This is a genomic window from Curtanaerobium respiraculi, from assembly GCF_024609215.1.
Lineage (GTDB): Bacteria > Actinomycetota > Coriobacteriia > Coriobacteriales > Eggerthellaceae > Curtanaerobium > Curtanaerobium respiraculi.
The window spans coordinates 1-26336 of record NZ_JANIPD030000014.1; the positions used below are offsets into that span (position 1 = coordinate 1).

24 protein-coding genes, 1 tRNA gene and 1 pseudogene are annotated in these 26336 nt (G+C 61.8%); 7 read left to right on the forward strand and 19 right to left on the reverse strand.

What is annotated here, in order from left to right; translation table 11 throughout:
• The first annotated feature begins 283 nt into the window (after positions 1-283).
• The gene (nth, locus tag NOV21_RS05895) at positions 284-943 is read left to right on the forward strand and encodes an endonuclease III (RefSeq protein ID WP_283171779.1); all 660 of its coding nucleotides are present in this window, start codon (positions 284-286) and stop codon (positions 941-943) included.
• 154 nt (positions 944-1097) lie between these two features.
• Here the strand turns inward: nth and NOV21_RS05900 are convergent, their stop codons facing one another.
• The gene (locus NOV21_RS05900; protein ID WP_283171318.1) at positions 1098-2489 is read right to left on the reverse strand and encodes a uracil-xanthine permease family protein; all 1392 of its coding nucleotides are present in this window, start codon (positions 2487-2489) and stop codon (positions 1098-1100) included.
• Positions 2490-2647: 158 nt separating this feature from the next.
• On the opposite strand from NOV21_RS05900, the gene upp reads away from it, so the two are divergent.
• Positions 2648-3277, forward strand: coding sequence for a uracil phosphoribosyltransferase (gene upp, locus NOV21_RS05905; RefSeq protein WP_283171319.1), 630 nt, complete (start codon positions 2648-2650; stop codon positions 3275-3277).
• 298 nt (positions 3278-3575) lie between these two features.
• On the opposite strand, the gene NOV21_RS05910 is transcribed toward upp, so the two are convergent.
• The 4 genes from NOV21_RS05910 to NOV21_RS05925 all read right to left on the reverse strand — a co-directional run bounded on the left by NOV21_RS05910 (position 3576) and on the right by NOV21_RS05925 (position 7239).
• The gene (locus NOV21_RS05910) at positions 3576-4004 is read right to left on the reverse strand and encodes an amino acid-binding protein (RefSeq protein ID WP_283171320.1); all 429 of its coding nucleotides are present in this window, start codon (positions 4002-4004) and stop codon (positions 3576-3578) included.
• The gene (locus NOV21_RS05915; protein WP_283171321.1) at positions 4005-5312 is read right to left on the reverse strand and encodes a phenylacetate--CoA ligase family protein; all 1308 of its coding nucleotides are present in this window, start codon (positions 5310-5312) and stop codon (positions 4005-4007) included. It abuts the gene before it with no gap.
• A gap of 586 nt (positions 5313-5898) precedes the next feature.
• Positions 5899-6795: a DMT family transporter gene (locus NOV21_RS05920; protein WP_283171322.1), complete on the reverse strand. Its 897-nt coding sequence runs from the start codon at positions 6793-6795 to the stop codon at positions 5899-5901.
• Positions 6796-7074: 279 nt separating this feature from the next.
• A complete protein-coding gene (locus tag NOV21_RS05925; protein WP_283171323.1) occupies positions 7075-7239 on the reverse strand; it encodes a hypothetical protein in 165 nt (54 codons plus the stop codon).
• Positions 7240-7711: 472 nt separating this feature from the next.
• Here NOV21_RS05925 and NOV21_RS05930 point away from each other — a divergent pair, with 472 nt between their 5' ends.
• Positions 7712-8716, forward strand: a complete 1005-nt coding sequence (locus NOV21_RS05930) for a helix-turn-helix domain-containing protein (protein WP_283171324.1) — start codon at positions 7712-7714, stop codon at positions 8714-8716.
• A gap of 412 nt (positions 8717-9128) precedes the next feature.
• On the opposite strand, the gene NOV21_RS05935 is transcribed toward NOV21_RS05930, so the two are convergent.
• The 4 genes from NOV21_RS05935 to NOV21_RS05950 form a co-directional block, all read right to left on the reverse strand.
• Entirely contained in the window at positions 9129-9368 is a 240-nt protein-coding gene (locus NOV21_RS05935) for a DUF1653 domain-containing protein (RefSeq protein WP_283171325.1), read from the reverse strand.
• A gap of 128 nt (positions 9369-9496) precedes the next feature.
• Positions 9497-10129, reverse strand: coding sequence for a cysteine hydrolase family protein (locus NOV21_RS05940; RefSeq protein WP_283171326.1), 633 nt, complete (start codon positions 10127-10129; stop codon positions 9497-9499).
• A 187-nt stretch (positions 10130-10316) separates the two neighbouring features.
• Positions 10317-10994 (reverse strand): DUF554 domain-containing protein, encoded by a 678-nt coding sequence (locus NOV21_RS05945; RefSeq protein ID WP_283171327.1) that lies wholly within the window; start codon positions 10992-10994, stop codon positions 10317-10319.
• A 280-nt stretch (positions 10995-11274) separates the two neighbouring features.
• Positions 11275-11475 carry a hypothetical protein gene (locus NOV21_RS05950; RefSeq protein ID WP_283171328.1) on the reverse strand — a complete coding sequence of 67 codons (201 nt, stop codon included), beginning with the start codon at positions 11473-11475 and terminating at the stop codon, positions 11275-11277.
• Between the two features lie 166 nt (positions 11476-11641).
• Here NOV21_RS05950 and NOV21_RS05955 point away from each other — a divergent pair, with 166 nt between their 5' ends.
• The gene (locus NOV21_RS05955; RefSeq protein WP_283171329.1) at positions 11642-11968 is read left to right on the forward strand and encodes a rhodanese-like domain-containing protein; all 327 of its coding nucleotides are present in this window, start codon (positions 11642-11644) and stop codon (positions 11966-11968) included.
• 94 nt (positions 11969-12062) lie between these two features.
• Here NOV21_RS05955 and NOV21_RS05960 read toward each other — a convergent pair whose 3' ends face one another.
• The 4 genes from NOV21_RS05960 to NOV21_RS05975 form a co-directional block, all read right to left on the reverse strand.
• Entirely contained in the window at positions 12063-13028 is a 966-nt protein-coding gene (locus NOV21_RS05960; RefSeq protein WP_283171330.1) for a 3'-5' exonuclease, read from the reverse strand.
• 187 nt (positions 13029-13215) lie between these two features.
• The gene (locus tag NOV21_RS05965) at positions 13216-13449 is read right to left on the reverse strand and encodes a hypothetical protein (protein ID WP_283171331.1); all 234 of its coding nucleotides are present in this window, start codon (positions 13447-13449) and stop codon (positions 13216-13218) included.
• A 92-nt stretch (positions 13450-13541) separates the two neighbouring features.
• On the reverse strand, positions 13542-14840 hold the full coding sequence (locus NOV21_RS05970) for a hypothetical protein (RefSeq protein ID WP_283171332.1): 1299 nt from the start codon (positions 14838-14840) through the stop codon (positions 13542-13544).
• A 178-nt stretch (positions 14841-15018) separates the two neighbouring features.
• Complete coding sequence (locus NOV21_RS05975; RefSeq protein WP_283171333.1) at positions 15019-15786, reverse strand: hypothetical protein; 768 nt, start codon at positions 15784-15786, stop codon at positions 15019-15021.
• A 192-nt stretch (positions 15787-15978) separates the two neighbouring features.
• Here NOV21_RS05975 and NOV21_RS05980 point away from each other — a divergent pair, with 192 nt between their 5' ends.
• Positions 15979-17415 (forward strand): hypothetical protein, encoded by a 1437-nt coding sequence (locus tag NOV21_RS05980; protein ID WP_283171334.1) that lies wholly within the window; start codon positions 15979-15981, stop codon positions 17413-17415.
• Between the two features lie 270 nt (positions 17416-17685).
• On the opposite strand, the pseudogene NOV21_RS05985 reads toward NOV21_RS05980, so the two are convergent.
• Both NOV21_RS05985 and NOV21_RS05990 read right to left on the reverse strand, forming a co-directional pair.
• Positions 17686-17817, reverse strand: a pseudogene (locus NOV21_RS05985) (IS1/IS1595 family N-terminal zinc-binding domain-containing protein); the annotation flags it as partial.
• A 429-nt stretch (positions 17818-18246) separates the two neighbouring features.
• A tRNA-Pro gene (locus NOV21_RS05990) sits at positions 18247-18323 on the reverse strand.
• A 784-nt stretch (positions 18324-19107) separates the two neighbouring features.
• On the opposite strand from NOV21_RS05990, the gene NOV21_RS05995 reads away from it, so the two are divergent.
• Positions 19108-19608 carry a DNA-deoxyinosine glycosylase gene (locus tag NOV21_RS05995; RefSeq protein ID WP_283171335.1) on the forward strand — a complete coding sequence of 167 codons (501 nt, stop codon included), beginning with the start codon at positions 19108-19110 and terminating at the stop codon, positions 19606-19608.
• Positions 19609-19674: 66 nt separating this feature from the next.
• Here the strand turns inward: NOV21_RS05995 and coaBC are convergent, their stop codons facing one another.
• The 4 genes from coaBC to ileS all read right to left on the reverse strand — a co-directional run bounded on the left by coaBC (position 19675) and on the right by ileS (position 25680).
• The gene (gene coaBC, locus NOV21_RS06000) at positions 19675-20874 is read right to left on the reverse strand and encodes a bifunctional phosphopantothenoylcysteine decarboxylase/phosphopantothenate--cysteine ligase CoaBC (protein ID WP_283171336.1); all 1200 of its coding nucleotides are present in this window, start codon (positions 20872-20874) and stop codon (positions 19675-19677) included.
• A 359-nt stretch (positions 20875-21233) separates the two neighbouring features.
• Positions 21234-22286 carry an RluA family pseudouridine synthase gene (locus NOV21_RS06005; RefSeq protein WP_283171337.1) on the reverse strand — a complete coding sequence of 351 codons (1053 nt, stop codon included), beginning with the start codon at positions 22284-22286 and terminating at the stop codon, positions 21234-21236.
• The gene (lspA, locus tag NOV21_RS06010; protein ID WP_283171338.1) at positions 22286-22813 is read right to left on the reverse strand and encodes a signal peptidase II; all 528 of its coding nucleotides are present in this window, start codon (positions 22811-22813) and stop codon (positions 22286-22288) included. The genes NOV21_RS06005 and lspA overlap by 1 nt, the downstream gene beginning before the upstream one ends.
• Positions 22813-25680 (reverse strand): isoleucine--tRNA ligase, encoded by a 2868-nt coding sequence (gene ileS / locus NOV21_RS06015; RefSeq protein ID WP_283171339.1) that lies wholly within the window; start codon positions 25678-25680, stop codon positions 22813-22815. Before ileS ends, lspA begins: the two co-directional genes overlap by 1 nt.
• A gap of 154 nt (positions 25681-25834) precedes the next feature.
• Between ileS and NOV21_RS06020 the strand changes: the two genes are divergently transcribed.
• On the forward strand, positions 25835-26336 hold a 502-nt coding region (locus tag NOV21_RS06020), incomplete at its 3' end, for a DegV family protein (RefSeq protein ID WP_283171780.1).

Here is a 26336-nt window from a genome sequence, read left to right on the forward strand (position 1 = left end):
TTGCACCATGGTAACATGCAGTAACAGGCATAAACAGTCATGCTGATTTGACAAAAAAGAAGGCCCGTGCGGGGCCTGACCTGGGTGAAGCGAAATCGGGGGAGTCTATCTAACTGCAAAACTCGGGAGGACGAACGCCTTTGCGGGAATGACGCGCTCGACCCCGCAATCGGGAGATGGACCGTAGGGAGGGGCGCGGATACGAAGATGACCTTCATGCCGCGCATCCCGACGGGAACGCTATACTCTGAACGGAAGGGAAAGCACGGAAGAGAGGAACGCCATGCCGCGCGAGACGATGGCAACCAAACGCGAGCGAGCCGCCTTCGTGGAGGAGCGCATGATGGCCCGCTACGGCGAGGGGACATGCTCCCTCGATTACGAATTCGACCCGTTCAGGCTGGTCGTCGCCGTGGTGCTGTCCGCGCAATGCACCGATGCGGCGGTGAACAAGGTGACGCCCGCGCTGTTCGACCGCTATCCGACCCCCGAGGACATGGCGGGGGGGCGGCTCGAGGACATCGAGGACATCATCCACCCCCTGGGGTTCTTCCGCAGCAAGGCGAAGAGCCTGAAGGGGCTCGCGACCATGTTGGTGGCGGAATTCGATGCGATCGTCCCCAACGACATCGAATTGCTGCAGAAGCTGCCCGGGGTCGGGCGGAAGACCGCCAACGTGGTGATGGCGGAGGCGTTCAAGAACGCCCAGGGCATCGCCGTCGATACGCACGTGAACCGCATCGCCCACCGCTTGAAATTCGCCGGGCCCTCCGCGGACACCGTCGAGAAAACCGAGAAAGCGCTTCTGAACGTGTATCCGAAAGACCAGTGGCTCTACATCAACCACCAATGGGTGCATTTCGGACGCGACTTCTGCCGCGCGCGCAATCCCAAGTGCACGGAGTGCTTCATCAGCGACCTCTGCCCCAGCAGCGAGGCGTAAGCCCCGGGCTGCAACCCGCATCTCGCCTCTTTACACGCCCGACCTCGAAATCAGCCTTCGCAACGAAGGAACGATGTCGACCATTCGAAGCCTTGAGCAAGCGAGACTCGTCTGCATTTCGAATCGATAGGCTGCGCCATGTGCCCTTCCGACGCTATTTCAGCTTCTCCACCACGCCGGGGATGCCCTTCAGGACCGCCTTCGGATCTTCGGCCGAACCGGGGGCCACGACCAGGTCCTTATCATACGGGAGCACGATGTTCAGCAGGATCCCCGCGAGCGATCCGATCGCCAGCCCGGAAAGCGAGATCACGATGCCGCCGGCGGGGATGACGATGGCGCCCGCCTCGCTGTAGGCGATGCCGATCGCCAGCACCAGTATGATGGCGACGATGATGACGTTTCGGCTCTTGCCCAGATCGACCCGATTCTCGATGAGATTCCGCATGCCCACTCCGCTGATCATGCCGTAGAGCACCAGCGACACCCCGCCGATGACGCTCGAGGGCATGGCCCCGATGATGGCGGAGAACTTCGGGCAGAAGCTGAACAGTATGGCGAAGCATGCCGCCAGCCGCACGACGCGGGGATCGAAGACGTGCGTTAGCGCCAGCACGCCAGTGTTCTCCCCGTACGTGGTGTTGGCAGGAGCGCCGAACAGCGAGGCGAGGATGGTGGCCAGGCCGTCGCCCAGAAGCGTGCGGTGCAGGCCTGGCTCCGCGATGAAGTTGCGGTTGCAGGTGCTGCTGATCGCGCTGATGTCGCCGATGTGCTCGATCATCGTGGCGAGCGCGATGGGCATGATCGTAATGATGGCGGTCAGGGCCAGTCCGCTGTCGAATTGGGGGCCGAACAGGCTGAACACCGTGTTATCCCACAGTACGGGCAGCCCGATCCACGCGGCGTCGGCCACGCCGCTGAAGTCGACCTCGCCCAGCGCGGCGGCTAAGGTGTAGCTGACGAGCACGCCCATGAGGATGGGGACGATGCGGATCATGCCCTTGCCCCAGATGTTGCAGACGACGATGGCGCCGATGGCGATGAGCGCGACGATCCAGTTGGTCTGGCAGTTGGCGATCGCGCTGCTCGCGAGGATGAGCCCGATGGCGATGACGATGGGCCCGGTGACCACGGGAGGGAAATAGCGCATCACGCGGTCGCTCCCGAACACGGAGAACAGCGCGGACAGGACGAGGTAGAGCAAGCCGGAGCAGGCGACGCCCAGGCAGGCATAGGGAAGCAGCTCGGGCTGGCCCGCCGGCGCGATGGCGGCATATCCAGCGATGAAGGCAAACGACGAGCCTAGGAACGCAGGGACCTTTCCCTTGCTGATCAGGTGGAACAGCAGCGTGCCCAAGCCGGCAAACAGAAGCGTCGCGGAGACGGAGAGTCCCGTGAGGACGGGAACCAGGATAGTCGCCCCAAACATGGCGAACATGTGCTGTATCCCGAACAGCGCCATCTTCGGCTTGCCCAGTTCGCGCGCATCGTACACGGCGTCGGGGGCATCATGCGCACCCATGGCTGGCACTTCGCGGTCGGCCATACGGCCCTCCTTTGCTTCTTGCGCGCCCCATGGCCCGGCTCCCCCGCGTTGAGCGGGTGCATGCGTATCTATGCAGAGGGATCGGGGACGCGCGCCCATTTGGTTCGCGGATGATTATAATGTGTTCCGATCGATATTCCACCGTGAAAGGGAGCCCAATGAGCGAAGTCCACGTTCTCGACCATCCGCTGATCCTCGACAAGCTGACACGCATGCGCCGCAAGGAAACCTCGAGCCAGGACTTCCGCCTCCTCCTGAAGGAGATCAGCCTGCTCATGGGATACGAGGTCACCCGTGATTTCGCCACCATCCCCGTCGAGGTGGAGACCCCGATCTGCACGTCCACGTTCCCCGAGCTGTCCGAGCATTTCATCACCATCGCGCCCATCCTGCGCGCCGGAATCGGCATGGTGGACGGCTTGCTCGAGCTCATGCCCTACGCCCATGTCGGGCATATCGGCATGTACCGCGACGAGACCACGCACCAGCCGGTGGAATACTACTTCAAAATGCCCGAAGGCGTCGAGAAATCCCAAATCATCGTCGTGGATCCCATGCTCGCAACGGGCGGCAGCGCGGTGGATGCGCTCGACAGCCTGAAGAAGCGCGGCTGCACCAACCTGCGCCTCATGAACCTGGTCGCCGCCCCCGAAGGCGTCGCCGCAGTACGCGAGAAGCACCCCGACGTGAACATCTACATTGCCGCGATCGACGAGCGCCTGAACGACGATGCCTACATCGTTCCCGGGCTCGGCGACGCCGGAGACCGCATCTTCGGCACGAAGTAACATTCGCCGCCGTATCCGGACGCAAGGACCTCAACGCAATCATCTTGGCGCACCGCCTGCGCGTTAAGTCGTCGCCTTAGGTGGACGACTTCCGAAATCGGCCGTCTCAGCTGAGGGGATCGGCCCCGGAATGCCCCGGAGCCAATCCCTTGCGACTCGATCCTTTTCGATCCCCCGCGCCATCGCCCGCGACAGGCCGTTTCCCTCTTCTTATCTTGACGAAGCAGGCATCGCACCGCGCTGCGCACGGCACCATCCTCCGCAAGCGGACGGGGCGGCTGCGCCGTCGGATGCGAGGCTACCGCAGATCGTCCTGGCCCAGCGATTTGAAGCCCGCCTCACGCAAGATCTCAGCAGCCTGCGCGGCCTCCTTCGAACCCGAGATCTTCAGAACGTCGACCGCCTTGTCGTCGTTCACGCTGAAGCAGTACCCGTACTCGATGTTCAGCCCATGCTCCGCCAGCAGGTCCATGAGCTCGACCAGGCCGCCCGGGTGGTTGGGCACCTCGATGGCGCTCACCTTGGTCACCATCGCGCGGAAATGGTTGTCGCGCAGCACCGCGGCGGCGCGTTCGGGGTCGGCGCATATGATCCGCACCAGCCCGAAGTCGGCGGTGTCCGCGATGGTCAACGCGCTCATGTTGACGTTCGCATCCGCAAGGGCGCGGACAAGCGCCCTCAGGCGGCCCTCGCTATTCTCCAGAAAAACGGTAAGTTGGTCGATCATCTACCGCACCCCTTCCCTTTTGTCGATGACGCGGATTGCCTTGCCTTCGCTGCGCGGAATGCTCTTCGGTTCGACGATCTTCACGCGCACGGAGATGGCCAGCGCTTTCTTCAGCGCCGATTGGATATCACGCTGGACGCGCTCCAAAGCGGCGATCTCGTCGAAGTCGAAGTCCCTGGCGGGCTCCACCTTGAGCGTGACCACATCCAAGTTGGAAGGACGCGTGAGCTCGATCTGATACCAGCTGCTCACCTGGGAGAACGTCTTCATGACATCCTCGATCTGGCTGGGGAACACATTCACGCCGCGGATGATGAGCATATCGTCCGTGCGCCCGTGCAGGGTGTCGATGCGGCGATGCGTGCGGCCGCAGGCGCATTCGCCCGGGATGATGCGCGTGATGTCGCGGGTGCGGTAGCGCACCACGGGGGATGCCTCGCGGTCAAGCGTGGTGATGACCAGCTCGCCCCATTCGCCGTCGGGCAGCACCTCCCCGGTCTCGGGGTCGATGATCTCGCAGTAGAAGTGGTCCTCGGCGATGTGGAGGCCGTTCTGTTCCATGCATTCCACGGCAACGCCCGGCCCCATGGTCTCGCTCAAGCCGTATATGTTGAGCACCTGGTATCCCAGCTTCCGCTCCAGATCGGCGCGGAAATTGGCGCTGAAGGCCTCTGCGCCGTGGATCCCGGTGCGCAGATGGAACTCCGCAGTCGGGTCGATTCCCATCTCGATCGCGGTATCCGCTATGTGCATGGCGTAGCTGGGCGTGCAGGCCAGTATGGTGGTGCCCATCTCACGCAGCACGCGGATCTGGCGCTCCGTCTGCCCCGCCGAGATGGGGATCGTCGTGCAGCCGGCGGAAAGCCCGCCGTAATGAGCGCCGAGGCCGCCGGTGAACAGTCCGTAGCCGTAGCACACCTGTATGACGTCGTCGGGTCCGCCTTCGGCGTATCCGATGGCCCGCCCGAAGCAATCGCCCCATATCTCCAGGTCATGCTGGGTGTATGCACCCACGGTGGCGGTGCCTGTGGTGCCACTCGACATGTGGATTTCCTTCACGTCGTGCAGCGGCACGGCGAGCATGCCGTACGGGGTGTTGTCGCGAAGGTCCTGTTTGGTGACGAATGGGGCCTTTTGCAGGTCGGCAAGGCACGTCACGCTATACGGGTCGAATCCGGCTTCGTCGAAGGACTTTTTAAAAAACGGGATCTTCTCGTAGCACGCGATTACCGTCTTCTGGATGCCGCCGACCTGCAGATTCTCCAACTGATCGTGAGGCATCGTAAGGATGTTCTCCTGTCTGCTCATGGGCAGCCTCCTTATCCGATGCATGTACCCCGCTCGAAGCGGTGAGGCATATACTAGCGCAGAGTAAAGTGTTCGGGTGCAAAATATCCACATGTTCACAAGGTTCGTAAAATCGGCAGGTCGAACGACGGGCATCCTGCTATCGGGCGGAAGAATCGGATCGGGGTGCCGCGAGGAGACGGCCGTCCGCAGGGCGATAGCCATGATCGCCGCAGTTGAGCCGGCAAGGGGATCCATAGCCCATGCGTTCGCACCGACTACTCCGTAAGAGAGTCAGTGCGCGGAATCTTGCCCCCTGATTTGCCTGAAATCTTTTTCCAATGCGCCAACTTTGAGGGCCATTTTTCCCCAATCCTGAAGGGCCGGAAAACGCCCTTTGCGGGTCAACTTCGAAGGTTGCTAACCTTTCTGGAAGCCGAGGAATCGGGAGAGGGTGAGCCGATCAACCTGCGAACCGGGAAAACGGCGCCATCCTCGTTTCGAGGCGAAGATTTCAGGCCGGAAAAGGTATGGAAACACCCGGAGTGGCCCACAGGCGAAGCTTTTCGACGGGAGTTCTCGATTTCGGCATAGCACCCGAAAAACCTTAGCCCAACCGGGTTGCCTCGCTCCGCGCCATTCGGCGGCCCGCCAACCAAGCGGGTCCTAATTCGCTGACGACGACCGCGGCGAACACGATGACGAACCCCGCCACGATGCGCGCGGTGAGCACCTCGGCGCCCAGAGCGACGCTGAACGCTGCACCGAACACGCTTTCCAACGACAGCAGGAGCGCGGCCGTGGATGCGGGAAGATGTTTCTGCCCCACCCCCTGGAGCACCAAGGCGATCGTGGTGCAGAACACCGTCAAATAGGCGAGCGAGGCCCAGTCGAGGACGTGGAGCGAGGCCCAGGCGGGAACGGGCTCCGTCGCCAAAGCGAGAACGAGGTTGATGGCGCCGGTGACCGCAAACTGCATCTCGATGAGGACCAATGCATCGCGGCCTTCGACATAGCGATCGAAGAACACGATCTGCAACGCGTAGAACACGGCGCAGATCAGCGTCAACACGTCGCCCACGTTGATGGAGAACCCCGCATCGAGGGTGATCAGGCCGATCCCGACCACCGCGAGCCCGGCGGCGATGAAGCTCATCCCCGCAGGCTTGCGCTTGAAGAGAGCCCAGAGGGCGAATGGCACGATGACGCAATACGTTGCCGTGAGGAAGGCGTTCTTCCCCGGCGTCGTGAACGTTATGCCCACCGTCTGCGTGTACCACGCCGCCGAATAGAACAGGCCGAGCACGAGTGCGCAGCGCACATAGGCCGGATCGAGCCAAAGCCGGCGCTTGCGCCACGTCGCGGCGACCATGATGGCGGTGGCCGCGGCGAAGCGGCACGCGATAAGCCATGCGGGAGAGACCACGCCCGTGATGTCCTTCACCATGACGAAGGACGATCCCCAGATTAGGCTTGCGGTAAGCAGCATCAAACGGTAACGCATGGTTCGCTACTTTACTCGCATTGCACCGCCAGCGCATCCAGCAACGCGTTTCTCCACGAGAGTTCGAGACATCCCCCTCAGGTTATCTTGCAACTCCTGTCAATCTGTTCAAGCATATAACATATCGTGGCTACCTGTTTCTTGAAGCACTATATGCAGTATGCACAGTAGTCTCAAAGGGAGTTTCTAGACAGCCTCCCCTCCCCTGCTTTCGGTTGGGAAACGGGGCGGGAGCGCCATCCGAGCATGTACCCTCAGACAGCGGAATCCGTCGGAGGGCTACTTCTTCTCCTCGAAGAACGGATAACCGTTCTCCTCGGTGCAGGATCCGTCTTCGATCGTGTTCGATTCGTCCACCCAGTCATCGACGCCGCAGGCCGTCACCGCATGCTTGCAGGTTGGGAACAATTTGCACAGATAGCGGAAGCATTTCTTCTCGTCCATGCCGATCTCCTCTCTCGGCCCCGCATGCTGCATTCCCGGCAGCGCTTCGGCGGGGCTTTGTTGCAACCTTCGGCCCGCCATCGACGAACGGGCCGCCGCATCGACTGTACCCCTTCGCGCCGCCCGCGCTGCTCCCTCGCCGGCAAGCCGCCCGCATAGTCGGCGAACCGCCCCGGCAATCGGCCTCGCCCCACGTGGCCCTTCCTCGGATAGGGCGCGAGCATCTGCCCCTGCACGGGCCCTTTGCTCTATCGGCTCCGGAAAAAGCACAGCGATTCCTCCCAAGAGGCTCGGACTTCGGCTGAAAACGTCCTGGGGACGGTCTTCCCGCTTTTCACCCGGTGCAATATGCAGATGCAACCGCCGGTTGACATATTTCCAAGCACGATTGGTAGCCTGCAACGCCGGGATACGGTACCTTCATGCCAGCATCGATGCGGAAGACAAACCTCCCGACCTCAAGGAGATCAAGATGATCCTCGCAGAAAAGATCATGGGCCTGCGCAAGCGCATGGGCTGGTCCCAGGAAGAGCTCGCACAGCAGTTGGGCGTGTCACGCCAATCGGTCTCGAAATGGGAGGCCGCCCAATCGATACCCGATGTCACCAAGATCACCCAGATGAGCGAGCTGTTCGGAGTGACCACCGATTATCTGCTCAAAGAGGGCGCCGACGATTCGGAAATCATCGCCACCGCCACTCCCGACGAGGCAGTGGCCGTGCGCCCCGCACCACACGGAAGGGCCGTGTCCCTTGAAGAGGCGAACGAGTATCTTGACCTGGTGAGGGCCACGTCCCAAAGGATCGCGGTCGGAGCGGCGCTCTGCGTCTGGTCCCCCATCGCTAACGCCGTATTATCCTCCATGGCCGCAGCGAACGCGATCGACTTGCCCTCCGCCGCTGCGGAAGCAGTCGGAGGAATCCTTTTTCTCCTCCTGGTGGGCATCGCCGTGTTCGTTTTCATTTTGAACGCCATGCGGCTGAAGCCCTACAAATATCTCGACGAGGAGGAGATCACACTCGAATACGGAGTCGAAGCCGCGGTTGCACGCAAGCGCGATTCGTTTGCCAGCACATTCAAGATGAGCATTGCCATCGGCGTGGCGCTCATCGTCGTGGGGATCATCACCGGCATGGCGTCCGAGATGTTCAACGATGCACTGCACGAGGACCTCGCGGGCGCATTCTTGCTCCTATTCGTCGGTGTATCCGTGTACCTTTTCGTCCGCAACGCTAGCATCAACGGCAGCTACAAGAAGCTGCTCCAAATCGAGGATTATACGCCTGAGAGCAAAGCGATCGGCAAGCGACTTGCTTGGTTCTCCATCGCCTACTGGTGCACCGTGGTTGCCCTATACCTTGCCTACAGCTTCATCGCAAACTCATGGGATACTTCATGGGTCGTTTGGCCGGTTGCCGGAGTCCTATTCGTAGCGGTGTATGTGATCCTGCAACAGTGGACGAAGAGCCACCAGTAGCCATGCGGAGTGCTAGCCGAGGGCATCTCCCCGAGACGGCACGATCGATGCTCCGATGGCAGGGGCCAACTTCGGGGGTTTCCAATCTTTCGTGAAGCTGAGAGCGCGATTTCGGAGCTTTCAAAGCCAACTTCGGGGGTTTCTAGCTTTTTCCTGTTCTGAAAGAGGAAGGTTGCCGTCGCGACATCTCTGCATATACCGATTTGAACTGGGGAAATGGAAGGCAGATCAGATTCAAACCGAAGCACGTGGCGAACGCCAGCCTAAGAAAAGGCTAGAAACCCCGAAAGTTGGCCCATGAATAGGGTTTTTGAACGATCCAGCAAATTAAAAAGCTGGAAACCTCCGAAGTTGGCCCCGGTCTCGCCCAGGCACACGAAGGACCTCGGTTACCAGGCTGGGCAGACGCTCCCTATCCCTCGATCTCCTGCAGCTCAAAACGGAATGTCTGGGAACAATCGGGGTATTTCCGATGGTCGACCTCGCTCAGGAGCATCTCGAGCGGGCGCACCCACAGGGAACCGTCGCCATAGAGCTTCCGGTACACAACCATAGCCTGATTCGTCTCGGAATCGTGGGCGATATCCTCCACCAAATAGTAGTTTTCTTTGAAGCGACGATACACACGATGCAGTTTCAGCTCGTTCTGCACAATCTTCCTCTCTCATTGAAATCGCTGAGTGCGGAGAATACCCATGAAGCTCGGACGATTCCGCTCGTCGCGGGGCACGCGATGACCCGCACCTATCCTCCGAAGGGCAACATCGGCCCCTCGACGATCTAACGAAGGATCGTCGTACCGGCGCGCTGCATATCATCGATATTAGCTTGCTGGATCTCGGGGGTATTGCTTCTGCACAGCGGCTCGAGCACGACCACGTCGAAATCGTATGAAAGCGCATCGTAGCAGGTCGAGCGTATGCAATTGGGCGTCGTGGTCCCCGCAAGGAGAACCGTGTCGATTCCCCGGTCGCGGAGCATCCGCGCGAGGTCGGTCCCGAAAAACGCGCTGTAGCGCGGCTTGCAAACCCGCAGGTCGCGCTCGTGGGGAACCAGCCCCTCCGCCAACCGGGCGCTGTTCGGACCTTCGGTGCCCGGTGCGAGCACGCCCGCGCCTTCCAAGCCGCGCGCGACGAGGTCGGCCCAGCGCGCGCGTTCCATGTTGCTTCCATCCCGCTCGTAGCTCCGCACGACCCAGATCACCTGGGCGCCCGCCTCTCGCGCGACGTCCGCCGCTTGGACGATGCCGGGAACCGTGTCCTTCGCGCCCGTTATGCAAAGCGCGCCTTCGGGGTTCACGAATGCCTCCTGCATATCGATGATCAGGAGCGCCGCGTGAAGCATGTCGATTTTCGAGAAGTCCATATCCGATCCCTCTTCCTCGCCCATCGCATGCGGCTTGTTCCCGGGCATGCGCATCGCGTCCGGTCGCATTCTCCGCTCGCATCCGCAGCGCCTTGCGGCTGGAAAGGTTCAACCCGCGGACGAGCCAGTCGCATTCCCCGCTCGCATCCGCAGCGCCTTGCGGCCCCACCGGCGGATCCCGCCGGGGCATCCGCGATCATGCGCGGGCGGAGCCCCCGGGCTCCGCCAAGCCGCATCACAGCAGGGGCGCCACCATGCACCATATGACCGGCACCAGCAGCGCCGGAAGGAAGTTGAGCGTTTTGCAATCCTTTATCCTCAATATCCCCAAGCCGGACATCGCGATGAGGACGCCGCCAACCACCGATAGCTCGGTCATCATGGACCCGGAGATGAAATCGCCGAGCAGCAGCGTGATGCCGAAGATCCCTCCCTGCCAGCAGAGGAGAATGCCCGCCGCGAGGCAGATGCCGAGGCCGTACGTCGAAGCGAAGACCATCGACGTCACGAAGTCGAGCATCGCGTTGGTGAAGAGGAACGTGTTGTCGCCGTACAGCGCGCTCTGCACGGGCCCGAGAATCGAGAGCGCCCCGACGCAGAAGATGAGGGAGGCGGTGATGATACCCTCGCCGAGACCCCCGCCAGCCCCCTTCGAAACGCGGCGATTCACCCTTCCGTCGATATCGAGGAGCGTGCCGGCGAGCACGCCGAGTGCCAAGCTGACGATAAAGAGGACCGGATAGGCGCTGTTCGGCATGTTCTGAACGGCAGAATTCAGCCCGATGACCACCGCCGAGCACCCCATGGCGACCATGAGGGCTTCGCTGAGCCGCTCGCTCATTGCCCGCCGCGCCGTGCCCCCGATGAAGCTGCCGACCATGATGGCGCCTGCATTGACAAAAGTCCCGATCATCTTCCCTCCCTGCGGTTCCGTTCGTTTTCGCTGAGAACAGTTTGATGCGGAATGGCCTCGCGAGCGCGAAATGCTTCAAAAAAAGCATGCTCCGTTTCGGGAATCGGCGCTCCGAAAGCGCGAAGCAGGACCGGCGGCTTCACCCAAGATGCGCGAATCGCGATGCCCCGGGCGCGAGCAAGGCGAGATCCATCCGACGCAACGCCCCCGCGATCGCGGCGACAGCGAATGCGCAGGCATCGCGCGGAGCAGGCGTTCGCAGACGTGACGCGTGCGAATGCTAGTTCAAGGGGAAACCCTCCGGGGGGCGGGTGCAGGCGCTCTTGTTGGATTCCATCTCCACGTAGACCACCACATCTCCCTCGTTCCTGCTCTCCTCGGGTTTGAACTCCGCCTGCGCGATGGACCACCCTTTGATTTGCCGCAGCTGGCCGAACAGCTCGCCAGCGTCCCCAGCCGGCCCCTCCAAACGAATCTTCATGCGCGTTCCTTCCGCGATTTGCCTTGCAGGCAGGTTACCATCCTCGCGGGGAAATCGAATAAGAAGTTTCCGGGCTGAAACGATGACCGTTTCGGAACAGCGCGGCGGATGCCCGTCGATCGTCGCCCCATTTGCTAGGATGGCAAAAATTTTGAAAGGACGTCTCATGGAACTTTTTGAACTTATCTTCGGCTCGCGAGCCGATTTGAATGAAGCGGCGGCAACCTGCGAGCACGACGAAAACGCTCTGCTCGTCGATGTCCGCACGATGGACGAGTACGCCTCCGGACACGTGCCCGGATCGATCAACATCCCCGTTGGCGAAATATCCAGCGTGCGCTCCATCGCATCGAGCCTCAACGCTCCTATCTTCCTCTACTGCGCCAGCGGCGCTCGCAGCGGGGCAGCCAAACGCAGCCTCGAATCGATGGGGTTCACCGCGGTCGAAAACGCGGGGTCCATCCGCAAATACAACGGAGCGCTGGTTTCCTAAGCTGCGCGCATGGTCTCGCCGTATTCCACCACGCAAAGCTTTGCCATGGCGTAGTTCCACCTCCCCTCCGAGCCTCCCCTCAGAGAAGGATGCCCTACGAGAGTATGTTGCGCACCTGCAGCTCGGCGAGGACGGTCTTGAGCATAAGGTCGGCATCGTCGAGCCCGTTGTGCCTCTCATCCTCCCCCGCGGCGAGCGTCCCGCGGCGACGCGCCCAGTTCTCCAAGCTCGCCGGGTTCGACCCGAAGGGTGCGCGAGCAACTTCGGGATCAAGGCTCCGGCAGATATCGCGCGAGTCCACCACCACGATGCTGCCTGCTTTGCGCGCCTGCGCGTACCCCCTCAAGTGGAGCATGAACCAGGAATCCTCGAAGGCGGCGTTATGGGCGATGTAGGGATGGGCCCCCATCAAAGCGAGCAGCTTCTCCTGCAACGCCTCGTCCGCGTCGAAGGGGGCGTGCCCTTCGATCTGCGACCAACCTATATGGTGGATCTCCTCCAGCGGGACGCCCTTCTCGGCATACGCGGCGGGCAGCCCGCAGTAGGCTGCCTCCGCCCCGTACGGCTCCGCTCCCGCGGCGATTTCCATGGACTCCCAGCCGACGTTGATGATGTACCCGCGGTCGGGATAGCGAGAGGTGGTCTCGATATCGATTCCCAGAATCGTGCCGCTCATCCGGCCGCCGGCATAGACGGCCCCCCTGGTCAAGCGTCCATCGTTCAGCTCGCCGAGGACCTTCGCCTCCGCGCGGTGCTGCAGCGCGGCCAACGCCCGGGCGGCATCCCGCGTCGGGAGGCCGCGGGGGAGATTGGGGCTGCGCACGTTCTCCAACACCGCGGCATCCATTCCCTCGCAGAGCTCGCGGTTCCGTTCGACCAGGTCATAGACGAGATCGTAAGTGAAGCCGGGGGCCTCTTCGGCCATCCACGCATCGGAGAGCACCTTGATGGCCTCTTCGTTCTTGGATATTTCGGATAAGACGGCCTCGTCGCCGCCGAAAAAGAGCATACCCGGGATAAGCAGGGTGTTCGCGTGCTCGATCGCTTCATTTACGTTCATAGCAGCCTCGATCGGTGCGGGTGTATACAGCGTTAGGAAACTATAACGCAAGGGAATCCGCTCTGAACGAGAAAATGGAATGCGACCACATCGCACTAACGCGCCCGCGGCACGCAGGCAAGCGGACGGACGATCATGCGGCAGCGAAGCGGGAAGGACCGGAGCCCTCCCCGCTTATTGTCTCATTTTACAGCGTCGCGATGACCGCGGCGCCCGTAGCCGCAGAGATGATGCTGAAAACGACGCTGAAGATCACGCCGACAAGGGCGCCGATACCCGATTGCCGTGCCGACGCCGGTTTCGTCATCCTCCACACCAAAAACAGGATGAGCCCGACGAGCGGGATGAAGAAGCCGAGCACAGCCCAGCCGAAGCTTCCCGTATCGGGGTTTGGGTTGGCCGCATGGTTCATGTCGTTCATTTCGGATCCTTTCTCGATTTTGCGCTTCTCTCGTTTCTCTCGTATCTGCCCGGATCGGACAGGGGATGCAACCGTCGTGGGGTAGCGAAGAGCTATGATCGGTACGCTGTGAAATCGAACGAGACGTCGAATGCGCCCGAGGGGTTGTACATTCCCGAAGGATCGCTGTAGGAAACAAGCGATTGCGTCACCGTGCCCGTCATCGTTCCGTCAGCTGCAATGGTCGCATCGACGGAGACGTAGACCGTGCTGCTCACGGCCATTCCACCGCCGACTTGATTCGAATAGACTCCTTCGCATTCTCCGCCTCCGGAGGCAGCGTACTGCCCTCCTCCACCCGAAACACCGCCGTATACGTCAACCGGCAGGTCGACGGATACATAGCCGGTCGAATCGATGCCCGAGAAGGAATAGCTGAGCTCCATGGTCCCATCGGAGCCGACTTCCGCGTATATCGGCGTGTCCGAGATGCTGATGGACACCCCTGAGTACGGCGACGTGTTGGGGATGCCGGCATATCCGTAATACGACCCGCCAACCTCCGCCACCCCGCGGGTCGGCGCCGCATTTTGCCCGCCCCGATCGGGAGCCGCGGGCGTCTCGTTGATGGGGCCTATCTCAGCGGGTTCGTAGAGCCCCTGCTCGACGCCGCTATTGGAAACGAATTGCGCCGGGAAGATATCGTAGGAGTCGAACGTGTAGTTGTACAGGTACCAGTTGCCGTCACCGGCTTCGACATAATCGACCACATACACGACCTCCCTCGTCTTCCCGCCGTAATCGATGACAGCGGAGCCTTTGACCGTGCGGCAGTTGTTCTTCGCCGAATCGACATACCACTTGCTCGAATCCACTTTCAGGCTTTTGACCTGCAGCGCGCCGTCTTTGCACTTCGACGCCTTCAAATCGTTGAGCAGCGTCTTCTTCAAATCGTTCGCAACCGCCTTCGCGTCCTCGCCGGAGAAGACACCCGCCGCCGTCTTCGGAGACGAGATCGTTGCAGTGGAGGATAGCCCGTCCACCATCGACGGCAGGACGGCAATGCCCCCGACGAGCAGGACGATCGCGAGGATGATCTCGGCGAGCAGCCCCAGCCCGCCCAATACGGTGCCGATAATGCCCATGACGAACGAGGCGTTGGCTTTCTTGTTCTCGTCGGTTGCGCGTTTGACCACCCGCGATTTCCTCAGACCGACGATGCTGAGGATGAGGCCGACCAAGCTCACGCCGAGAGACGCAGTGATGAGCCCCGCCAAGCTCAAGCCGAATCCCCCGGTTTCGATGGGAGCCGGCCGGTAATCGGCGGTCTGCCACTGGGAAGTCGGCGGGACGTTCGCTGGACCCGCCTGGGCCTCGGGCGACGGAGGCGCCGCCTGGGGTGCGGTTCGCATCGTTGGCGCCGGAGGGTAGGCCTGCGCTGCCGCGGGGTTCGACGCAGGAGGGACCGCACCCGGCGGAGGCGGGGCTTGCGAAATCCGAGCGTCATTTTGGAAATTCATCCGGTCATCCATCGTTCTCCTCTCCCTTTTCCCAACCGGGGGCTCTCAAAGGATCGATCGCGCGCCGCGCTCAGACCCGCTTCTCGAGCACAAGGGAGCTGTCGCCCTGATCGTTCGATATCACGAGCTTGCCCCCCTCGATGCTCAGATCCTCGGAGAAGCCGGCGCCGTCCATCATGCATGTGCCCTTGCTATCGCTGCTCGACTCCCATGTCCCCGAAGCGGATTCGTCGCTTGCCACGATCAGCATGGTTCCATCGGAGCGGATCTCCACGTACGCGTTCCACCCCTCCTGCTTAGCCCGCTCGACGTCCTCATGGGTAGTATCGCCGGGTATCTCGTAGAGATCCCAGGTGCCGATGAACGGGGCGGCATGCTGCGCCTGAGGGTTCGCCGATGCGCTGGCCGAGGGGTCCTTTGACTTCACCGCATACGCGGCAGGGAGTTCCGCCCCGTCCTTCGTGAGGACCAGCGTCTGCCCGACCACCTCCATGGTCGCCGTCGAGCCATCGACGGCGAGATCGAAATCGAGGTCCTTGACCTTGAAGCCCGCGTCGGTCTTCTCCCAATCGAACTTCGACTCCCTGCCATCGGTGCTCACCATGCAGGTGCCGTCGGGTTTGACGTCGATGTAGAAACCCTTTTCGTACACTTGGTCGGCGGGCTTGTTCTCCCCCAAGATGACCGCCACCACCGCAGTCCATTTGCCGATGTAGGGGCTTTCGACGCTACTCGAGGAGGAGGTGGGGGCCGAGTTCGATTCGCCTCCGCCGCATCCCGCAAGCGCAAGGCAGCATCCGAGCATCACCAATGCGAGCAAGGTGTACCGTCGTTTCATGAGCGCCCCCTATCCCTCGACGCCTTCAGAGCCTCATTCTCAGCGCAGAAGGCTTTTTCGGCTCACAGTAAGGGTAACTCGCTTTCCACTTGCGATAACCTGCCAGAAAAAGGTATTTCGTGCCAGTTATGGCACGCTTCATGTCATAATGTCGTGGGGAAACGCCATTCCACGCAAAAAGAAAGGTGCGCCATGTTCGCCCAACGCCTTGATTTTGCCATGAAGGTCACCAATACGAGCGCCGCGGCGCTCGGCCGGGCCGTCTCGCTCGATCCGTCGCATGTGAGCCGGTTGCGCAACGGCACGCGTTCGCTGCCGAAGAACCCCGAGTTCCTCTCCCCCATGGCCGCGTTTCTGCGCGAGCGCGCGGAGTCCGAATACCAGCGCGCCGCCCTGGCCGAAGCAGTCGGAATCACCAAATGGCCCGCGGACGAAGCGCACGCCTCCCTTATGCTGGAGCACTGGCTTTCAGGAGCGGCGGAGCGGCAGGGCGTCATCTCGACGATAGTCGATAGCTTCTCGCATTCCCAAAAGGCGGTGGCGCCGGAATCGGGCCGCAGGCCGAAAACGGCGCTTCCACCGGTGAAGAGCCGCTATTACGGCGATGCGGGCAAGCAGGAGGCCGTGCTGCAGTTCTTCACGCTCGTCTTGAAGCACCCCCGCCCTCAGACCCTCCTGCTTCTCAGCGAGGAGAACATGGAATGGCTCTATCGTGACCCGATGTTCACCGCTCAGTGGGCGGAGCTGTTCAGGCAGGTGCTGGCAGCGGGGAACCGCGTGCGCATCGTGCACAGTTTGAAACGTGACCTCACGGAACTGTTCGAGGCGGTTGCGAAATGGATGCCCATCTACCTGACCGGCGCGATCGAGCCACATTACCTCCCCCGCCTACGCGACGGAATATGCCGCCGGACGCTGTTCATCGCGCCCGATACATGCGCCGTCTCGTCGTTCTCCATCGGGGAGGAGACCGACGAGATGCTCAACGAGCTTTTCATCGAGCAAGAGCCGATCCATGCGCTTGAACGCGAGTTCGAGAACTACTTCGCCCTCTGCAAGCCGCTCATGCGCATTTCGCCGCAGGGGGACGCCGAAGGGCTATGGGAGTCCCTGCACGACCTGCTCTCGGCAGGCGGAGATGCGCTCTGCATGGCGGGATCGCCGACGCTGGCCACCATGCCCGAAGACGTGATCGCATCGCTCCAAGAGCGAGCATCGGGCGCACCGATCGCCGAGTCCACCCGCTCGGCGCGCATGTTCGTCAGACAGCTCGCGAAGAAGGCACGCGTGACCCTCGTCGTGCCGCGATCGCCCGCCTGGGCCTTGCCCGACCAGAACGCACGGGATCTGGAAATACCGTGCGCGGGATACTTCGGCTGCAGCGGCATGCTCTACCAAGATGACGAGATGGCAGCTCACATCCGCGCTGCCGACCGCTTCGTCTCGGAAAGCCGGGGCCTCAGAATCGTACGTGCGAGCAAGGTTCCCGCCAACCTGCTCGTAATCGCGCGGGAGAACGTCGGGACGGTGATGATAAAGACCGACGCGCCCTGCATCTCATTCGCGTTCACCGAGCCGACCATGACCAATGCCTTCCGCGAATACCTCGCAAGCATCGCCGGCATATAGGGAAGATGGCGTCGCGAAGACGCAATGGCGCCCAGGAAGCACTGATTTATTGATCGCTTCGTCACCCTCAAGCGAATTAGATGGCAGTCGCCTGAAAAATCTCTGAAAAATTTTCAAGGCATGAGTTGGGACAATGCCTGAAAACGGCAACACGAAATGTCCTATAATCCGAAAAATCACCATCCGAAGGGGCTTGGGCGAATGAAGACTAACTCATCAGTGGTTCCCTAAGGAAGCGCCCGCCGTCACAATCCAGGCGACGGGAACTTCTTTTGCAGCGTTGTCGATCCTGTGCGTGGTGGTCGCCCTGCAAGACCTGCAAAGCCATCGCTGCGAGCCCGCGGCAGTCTTGCCGTTCCGTACCATTCTGCTCCCGCACACAGGGCATTTCGGGGTATTCATGCCCGCAATTGAACCACGGGCAACTTTCAGGGCAGTTTTACAGGGTTTGACCTGGGGTTATGGAGCGATTCATCAACACGTTTTGTCCACCCTCAAAGTTGGTCGCCGCCAACTTTTTAAAGGGAAAAGGGCATCTGGACTGGGGTTACAGCAAAATCCATCAACACGAAATGTCCTTTAACCCCTTCTTTTCCTGGCCATGCGTCCTGGACATGCGTCAGCGCACGCTTCGCCATGCGCTTCCCTTCGCTTGCGAGCTAGGCCTACCTATAGGTTTCAGAGCTGTTCTATGGCACTTGAACTGGGATAACGGTGAAAATCAACGACCCGAAATGACCTATAATCCTATTCCGCGCGGTGAGTTAGTCAACGTAAGGCAACAAACGGAAAACAGGCCAAAGCGTAACACCGCTCTGACCTGCTAATTCCTGGTCGGGTTGACAGGATTCGAACCTGCGACCCCTTGACCCCCAGTCAAGTGCGCTACCAAACTGCGCCACAACCCGATCGATGTAATAGCCGTCCCATCCGAACGGCAGAAGATATACTACCCGCGCGCCATACGGTTTTCAAGGAAGATTTTTCACCTGCTTGGGAAATGCACACTAGATAGGGCGACATTTTTTGAACCTTCGCTCCTTCGCATAGAGGCTTGCGTAGCCAGGATACCTTTCGGCTTTTTCCGGCGGGCCAACTCTCCTGCTTGTTTGCCTTCCCGCAAATATCAAGCAGCTTGTCCCGGGGCGGGGGCGCGGTGGGAAGCTCATACCTTGCTGCGGAAAAACACCCTACCGTCTGCACCTTCCGCCAACCTGCGCGCCGGGACCCATCCCCGATGGGCCAGCTTCGGGGGTTTCCGGCCTTTCCTAACCCTGGAAGGCCGGATGGCGCCCTTCGGGGGCTCATGACTTCAGGTAGTTGCGCGGTCGAGCTGCTATATGGCACGGGGCGGTCCCGCCAGCTGCTCGATGAAGCACCTCTGTGACAATCGACCTGTGACAATCGGACAATTAACCGGGGGGTGCGGACATGACAATCAACCGTGTTGTTTGTCACATTAAGTTGGGGCGTCTGCCCATGTGGTAGCATGCCCAAAGCAGCCTGGTGCGGGTCGCTAGACAGGGAATCGGCTGTGAACCGTATGCGCTGGGTCCGATGAAAAACGTCCGATGAAAAAGGTGGACGGCATGACATCGCAGTTGATTATGACCACCATTCTGTGTCATCCTAAGCTTCATTGAGAAACGCTTGCGAGCGCTTCCGCCACCCCGACCGAACGCAAGGAACCGCATGCCCGACCTGCAGTTCATCATCCATCCCTTGGACCCGATTTTCGACGAGCATTCCAAGGTGCTCGTACTCGGCACCATGCCTAGTCCGGAATCGCGCGAGGCAGGGTTCTACTATGGCCATCCACAGAATAGATTCTGGCGCGTGATGGCGCAGCTCTTCGATGAACCCCTCGCCCGCTCGAACGATGCCCGTCGTTCCCAGATGCTCGCGCATGGCGTCGCGCTGTGGGACGTGTTGGCGCAGTGCGAGATCATCGGAGCATCCGACGCGAGCATCCGCAACCCGAAACCGAACGACCTGAATCCCATTCTAAACGCTGCATCCATACGGGCGATCTTCTGCACGGGAGCCAAATCGTTCGATCTCTATCGTCAACTGTGTGAATCTGCCACCGGAAGGAAGGCCATCAAGCTCCCGTCCACAAGCGCCGCCAACGCGGCAAAAAGGCTCCCCGACCTCGTCGCGGAGTACCGCGCCATACTTCCCTACCTGGCATAGGTCGCGTTAGCGTGGTGGCAAACAATACGGTTGGCTGTCCTAGTTGGCTGTCCATAGTTGGCTGTCCTATTTCATCAGGTCGAGAGTGCGATCGAGGACGATATCCGACAGCTCGGTCTTCAGCATATACGGCAGATGCTCCTCGCCGGTTGCCGTGATCATCCAAATCTCGTTCCCCTCGGTACCGAATGCCTTTTCCGGCCCCACTTCGTTCGCGATGATCATGTCGGCATGCTTCGCGGAAAGCTTCTTCCGCGCGTTCGGCACCACGTCGTTCGTCTCTGCCGCGAAACCAACGACCACTTGGTCGCCGCGTTTCGCACGGCCCATCTCCGCGAGGATATCTGGATTCTGCGACAGCTTGATGGTGGATAACGCCACGTCGTCAAGCCCTTTCTTCAGCTTGTGATCCGCTTCGTCGGTCGGCCGAAGGTCTGCGACCGCCGCTGCGAAGATGGCAAGGTCGCACGAGGGGAACACCTCCGCAACCGCATCGCGCATCTCGCGCGCGGTGCGCACATGCACCACGTTCACGCCTTCGGGAGCATCCACGGCCACCGGCCCGCTCACGATAGTTACCTCTGCTCCGCGACGGGCGGCGGCGGCGGCCAACATGTACCCGGTCTTCCCGCTGCTGAAATTGGTGATGTAGCGGACCGGGTCGATCGGCTCGATCGTCGGACCTGCCGTGATCAGCAGATGCAGCCCTTTCATGTCGCCGATGATCCCCAATTTCGCCAGAGCGCGGGCGACGATCCTGTCCACGTCGGCCAAACGACCCTTCCCCACGTCTCCGCAGGCGAGGTAGCCTTCGTCAACTTCGACGAACTCCACCCCGCGCGATGTGAGCGTCGCCATATTGCGCATGCTGGCGGGATTGGAGTACATGTACTCGTTCGCCGCCGGCGCGATGAGGATCGGCGCGATCATCGCCAGCGCGGTGGAGGTGAGCAGGTCGTCGGCGATGCCGTTCGCAAGCTTCGCCATCACGTTCATCGTGCACGGCGCGATGAGGAGAAGATCCGCCTCATGCGCAAGATGGATATGGGGAATGGGGTCGGCGGGATCGTCGAACATACCGACGCCCACATCCTCCCCGGTCAAAGCCTGGAACGTCAGCGGCGTGATGAAATGGGTGGCGTTCTTGGTCATGACCACCTTCACGCGGACGCCGGCCTTTTGCAGACCCCGCACGATTTCGCACGCCTTATACGCCGCGATGCCCGCGGTCACCCCGACTAATACGGTCTTCTGCTTTTTGCCCATGAGCATCCCTTCGCGTAGTGCCTGCGCTTAGTGTACTACCCCGCATCTCGAACGGTGGGCAATCTCCAGATCATGGAAGAATCGCACGGCGGCGGATTCCACTCCCGGCGCCTTCCGCCAGGCAAATCCGCTCCGATCCAATTCGGATCCCCATGCCCACCCGGAAGAAAGCAGCATCGACCGCTGTTGCCATCTTCCCTTAGGCGAACACCCGTGCCCAACCGCTCCCCTTCTTCTGAGAAAGCCTGCGAGTTGCCACCTGCCACCAGGCGAACACCCGTGCCCACCTGGAAGAAACACCATTTCCCCAGCTTCCCCGGAGCTATCTCCACGAACACCCGTGCCAACCTGGAAGGGGCTCACCGCATCCGATCTGCACGTCCCCTGCCGAACCCGCCGCATGGGGACGATTGCCGCAATCGGGAAAGAATCCGCTCCCCCGCCTCGGTGCGCCCCTGCGAACGCGATGCGAGCTGATCCAGAACCCCTTGCAAATCATGTGGGAACCCATCCCACAGCTCGATGTCCTCACCCGTCATAGGGTGCGTCACCCTCAGGTAGTACGAATGGAGGAATTGCCTTTGCAGTCCCATCTGGGCGGCGGGCTGCCCCCACGAGTACAGGGAATCCCCCACGCAGCAATGGCCGATATGCTCCATATGGACGCGAATCTGATGCGTGCGACCGGTGTAGAGCCTGCATTCCAGCAGCGTGTACCCCTGATCCTTCGGCCCGGCATCGAATCGCTCGAGAGCCGTGAACGTGGTCAACGCGTTGCGAGCAGTCGGCTTGTAGGAGATCGCCATGCGCAGCCTGTCGTAGTCGGCGCGTGCGATCGGCTCATCGATCATGCCGGTGTCGTAGGCCACGCGTCCATGCACGAGCGTCAGATACCGTCGGTCGACATCGTGGACGCGGATGAGCTCCTGCAGGGCATTTCCGCAGTCGTCATCCTTCGCGCACATCATCAACCCGCTGGTGTCCATGTCCAAGCGGTGGACGATCCCCGGCCTGTCGTCACCCTGCACATGGGCGAGGTTGTCCCGCCCGTATCGGAACACCAGCGCGTTCACCAGCGTGCTGCCATAGTGGTTGGGCGCGGGATGCACGCACAGCCCCGCCGGCTTCGACAGGACGAGCATCCATCGGTCCTCGTAGCGGATGTCCAGGGGGATGTCATCCCCGGCAAGGGGAACGTGCTCGACCGCCTCCGCCTCCTCGTACACGATGGTGTCGCCCGCCCGCACCGCGTATTTCTTTGCCGCGGCGGCACCGTTCACGAACACCGCGCCCGCATCGATGCGCTTCGCCGCCTGGCTGCGGCTTTCGTAGCACCCCTGCGCGGCAAGGAAGGCGTCGAGCCGCATGCCCGCCGCATCCTCCGGCACGGCGACGAGCAAGGAGCGGGCCATCAGGATTCGCCCCCGGGTGCGCCGCCCTCCGGCCGCGATCCACGGTCGGCAGCGATCCACGCGATGAAGAACAGGGCGATTCCGCAGGTGACCCCGATGTCGGCAACATTGAACACGGGGAAGTCGATGAAGGTGCAGTTGATGAAATCGGTCACGTACCCCTGCGCGAACCGGTCGACCGCGTTGCCCATGCCCCCGCTAAAGGCGAGCGCGAGCCCAATGCCCTCCAACGCCGTGCCGCCACGCTCGAGCGCGAACAGGAACCAGACGATCGCAGCGCACATGACGAGGCTGAACACGCCCAATGCGACAGTGCTTCCGCCGAACATCCCCCATGCGGCCCCGGTGTTGTGCACGAGGCGGAATTCGAACAGCCCCAACACATCGGGGACGAGCAAAGTCCCCGGGCGCACCACGTCGACCGCCGCCTTGGTGGCGCGGTCGGCTAGAAACCACAGGAGCGCGACCGCGCCGAAAAGCGCGATCGCCTTGCGCGGAATCGGCTTCCTGTCCGTCCTTCCCGGCACTATTCTTCGGAAAAGCCCAGTCCGTCGAGCACGTCGCCGCAGCGTTCGCACACCCCGGGATGATGGGCGTTGCCACCGAGAGGGCGGTGGTTCCAGCAGCGCGGGCATTTCTCCAGCTCGGTCTTGGAAACCGCACAGGAGTATTCGTCCCCGTCACCCGCGGTGAAGGAGACGGCCGCGACGATGAAGAACTCGCTGAAGAACGCGGCGTCGAACTTCTGCAGCACGGGGAGCGCCGCCGCGGGCACCGTGAGCGCCGCCTCGGCCTCCTGGCTCTTGCTGACCAAGCCGGCGGCGCGCGCATCCTCGATGGCCTTCGTCACAGCCTCGCGCGCGGAGAGCACCACATCGAAATCGGAAAGGACCCGATCCGCATCCGCAGGCAGGGTCGGGACGAATCCGTCCACCCGGGGCCATCCGGCAAGCTGGACGCTCTCGGGGCGCCCCGCGCGATCCCGGATCAGGGGCGGATACTGCTGCCACGCCTCCTCCGTGGTGAACGACAGGATGGGCGCGAGCACGCGCACCAGCACCTCGAGGATCTGGAAGACCACCGTCTGGGCCGCACGGCGCAGAGGCGAGTCGACCGCCTCGGAATACAGGCGGTCCTTCAGCTGATCGAGGTATGCGCTCGAGAGCTCACCCACGTAATCGTACAGAACGCGGTACACGCGATGGTACTGGTACGCATCGTAGTAGCCGTCAACCTGTTGGAGGACCTGCGCAAGCCGGGCAAGCGCCCACTGGCCGGCGGGCTGCAGCGCGTCCCATTCGCGCACGGCGCACGCCTCGTCATCGAAATCATCGAGCGAGCCGAGCAGGAAGCGCAACGTGTTGCGGAAGCGGCGGTACGCATCGCTCGTGCGCTTCAGGACGGTCTCGCCCACGTTCACATCGACGGAGTAATCGGTGGATGCGACCCACAGGCGCAGCACATCCGCGCCGTACTTGCCGCACACGACGGCGGGATCGACCCCGTTGCCCTTGCTCTTGGACATCTTCTCGCCGTTCTCGTCCATGGTGAAGCCGCAGCACACCACGCGCTTGAACGGGGCGGTTCCGTACGCCCCCACGCCGCAGAGCAGGCTGCTCTGGAACCAGCCGCGATGCTGGTCGCTGCCCTCCAGGTACATGTCCGCTGGCCAGCGCAGGCGGTCCTGATCGGCTCGGTGCCTCAGCACGCCCACATGGGACACGCCGCTCTCCCACCAGACGTCGAGGATGTCCTTTTCGGGCAGGATATCCGCGCCCGACGCGCCGCACGCGGGACAGCACGTGCCGGCGGGCAGGTACTCCATGGGCTTCTTCGTGAACCATGCGTCGGCGCCCTCGCTGTTGAACAGGTCGATCACCGCGTCGAATGTCTCCTCCGTCGCAATGGTCTCGCCGCATTTGGCGCATGTGAACACCGGGATGGGGACGCCCCAGCTGCGCTGTCGGCTGATGCACCAATCGGGGCGGTCCTCGATCATCGATCCGATGCGGTTCACGCCCCATTGAGGGACGAATTCGACGTTGCGGTGGATCTCGTCGAGTGCCTTCTCGCGCAGGCCGGTGGAATCCATGGAGACGAACCACTGGTTGGTGGCGCGGAAGATGACGGGCTGATGGCAGCGCCAGCAGTGCGGGTAGCTGTGCGAGATGTCCTCGTGCATGATCAGCGTGCCGCGCTCGCGCAGCCATTCGACGATCACGGGATTGGCCTCGTTGACCTCCATGCCGCTGAACGGGCCGCCGGTGCCCATTCCCTCGCCCTCGTAGAAGCGGCCGTCGTCATCGACCGGCATGACCACCGGAACGCCGAACTTCATGCCCGCGTTGTAGTCGTCCACGCCGTGGCCGGGAGCGGAATGCACGATGCCCGTGCCGTCTTCCATGGTCACGTAATCTGCGTAGATGAAAACGCCCGTCGCGCCTCGGTCGCCGAAGATGGGCTGCTTGTACTCGTTTCCGGCAAGATCGATGCCCTTCGCGCTCCACGGCTCGCCGTCCGCGCCCTCCACGAGCGCGTGCTCCCAGCCGAACCGCTCGCAGCACTTCCCCGCCAGCGCCTCGGCGAAGATCGTGGGACGCCCGTCGTGCAGGACCGCGACGTACTTCTCATCGGGATGCAGGATCACCGCGTCGTCGGCGGGGAGCGTCCAGGGCGTCGTGGTCCAGATGGCCACGTCGACGGAACCCGCATACGCCTCCAAGCCGGAGGGCGTGGTGGTCAGCTCGAAGCGCACGAAAATCGCGGGGCTCACCTCGTCGCCGTACTCGATTTCGGCCTCGGCCAGGGCGGTATGGCAGTGCGTGCACCAATGGATGGGCTTGCGCCCGCGGTACACCGCGCCGTCGAGGTACATCTTCTTGAAGACCTCGACGTTGGCGCTCTCGTACGAGGGCTGGAAGGTGAGGTACGGGTGCTGCCAATCGGCGTTCACGCCCAGGCGGCGGAACCCGTCGCGCTGGACGTCGACGAACTTCTCCGCCCATTCGCGGCACATCTTGCGGATGACGGACTGCGGGAGCGCGTTCATCTTCTCCGTGCCGACCTTCTTCTCGACCTCGTGCTCGATGGGCTGGCCGTGGCAATCCCATCCGGGGATGTACGGCGTGAAATACCCGCGCTGGGCGTTGACCTTGTTCACGAAATCCTTGAGGATCTTGTTGAACGCATGGCCGATGTGGATGGGGCCGTTGGCGTACGGGGGGCCGTCGTGGAGCACGAACGGCTCGCCGTCCTTGTTCTTCTCCAGCACCTTATGGTAGATGTCGATGTCATCCCACCACTGCAGGCGCGCCGGCTCCTTTTGCGGAAGGTTCGCACGCATCGCAAAATCGGTCTTAGGCAGGATCATCGTGTTCTTGTACGCGTTGGCCACGGCTTCTTCCTTTTCTTGGCGAATGCATCCGTCTGAATTGCTAACGGCCCATTATAGACTAAGGCCGATTCCCCCGCGTCAGGCAAAGGACGTTCATCTGTTTTTGCACATGTGATACGCTTTGCGAAAGACTTCTGACCCGTAAGGAGCCCCCATGTCCTACACCATCCTCACCGACACCAGCTGCAACCTGCCGGAGGACATCATCGAAGATGCCGGCGTCGAGATCCTGGCGCTGCGCTTCATGAGCGAGGGTGAGGAGTACACAAGCTACACCAAGGGCGTGGCGACCGACCTGAAGATGTTCTACCAGATGATGCGCGAGGGGAGGACATTCACCACGAGCCTGCCCAACCAGCAGACGTCGGCCGAGATCATCCGCGGCATCCTGGGCCGGGGCGACGACCTGCTGTACATAGGATTCTCCAGCGGGCTATCGGGCACCTACGAGGCAACGGTGAACCTGATCAACAACATCTCCTCCGAATACCCGAAGCGCAAGGTGTACACCTGCGACACGCGCGGCGCCTCGTTGGGCGAGGGCATGCTGGTGCGCTACGCCATCGACATGAAGGCGGCGGGCGACCCCATCGAGGAGGTCCACGCGTGGCTCGAGGAGCACCGCTTCCACCTGGCCCATTGGTTCACGGTGGACG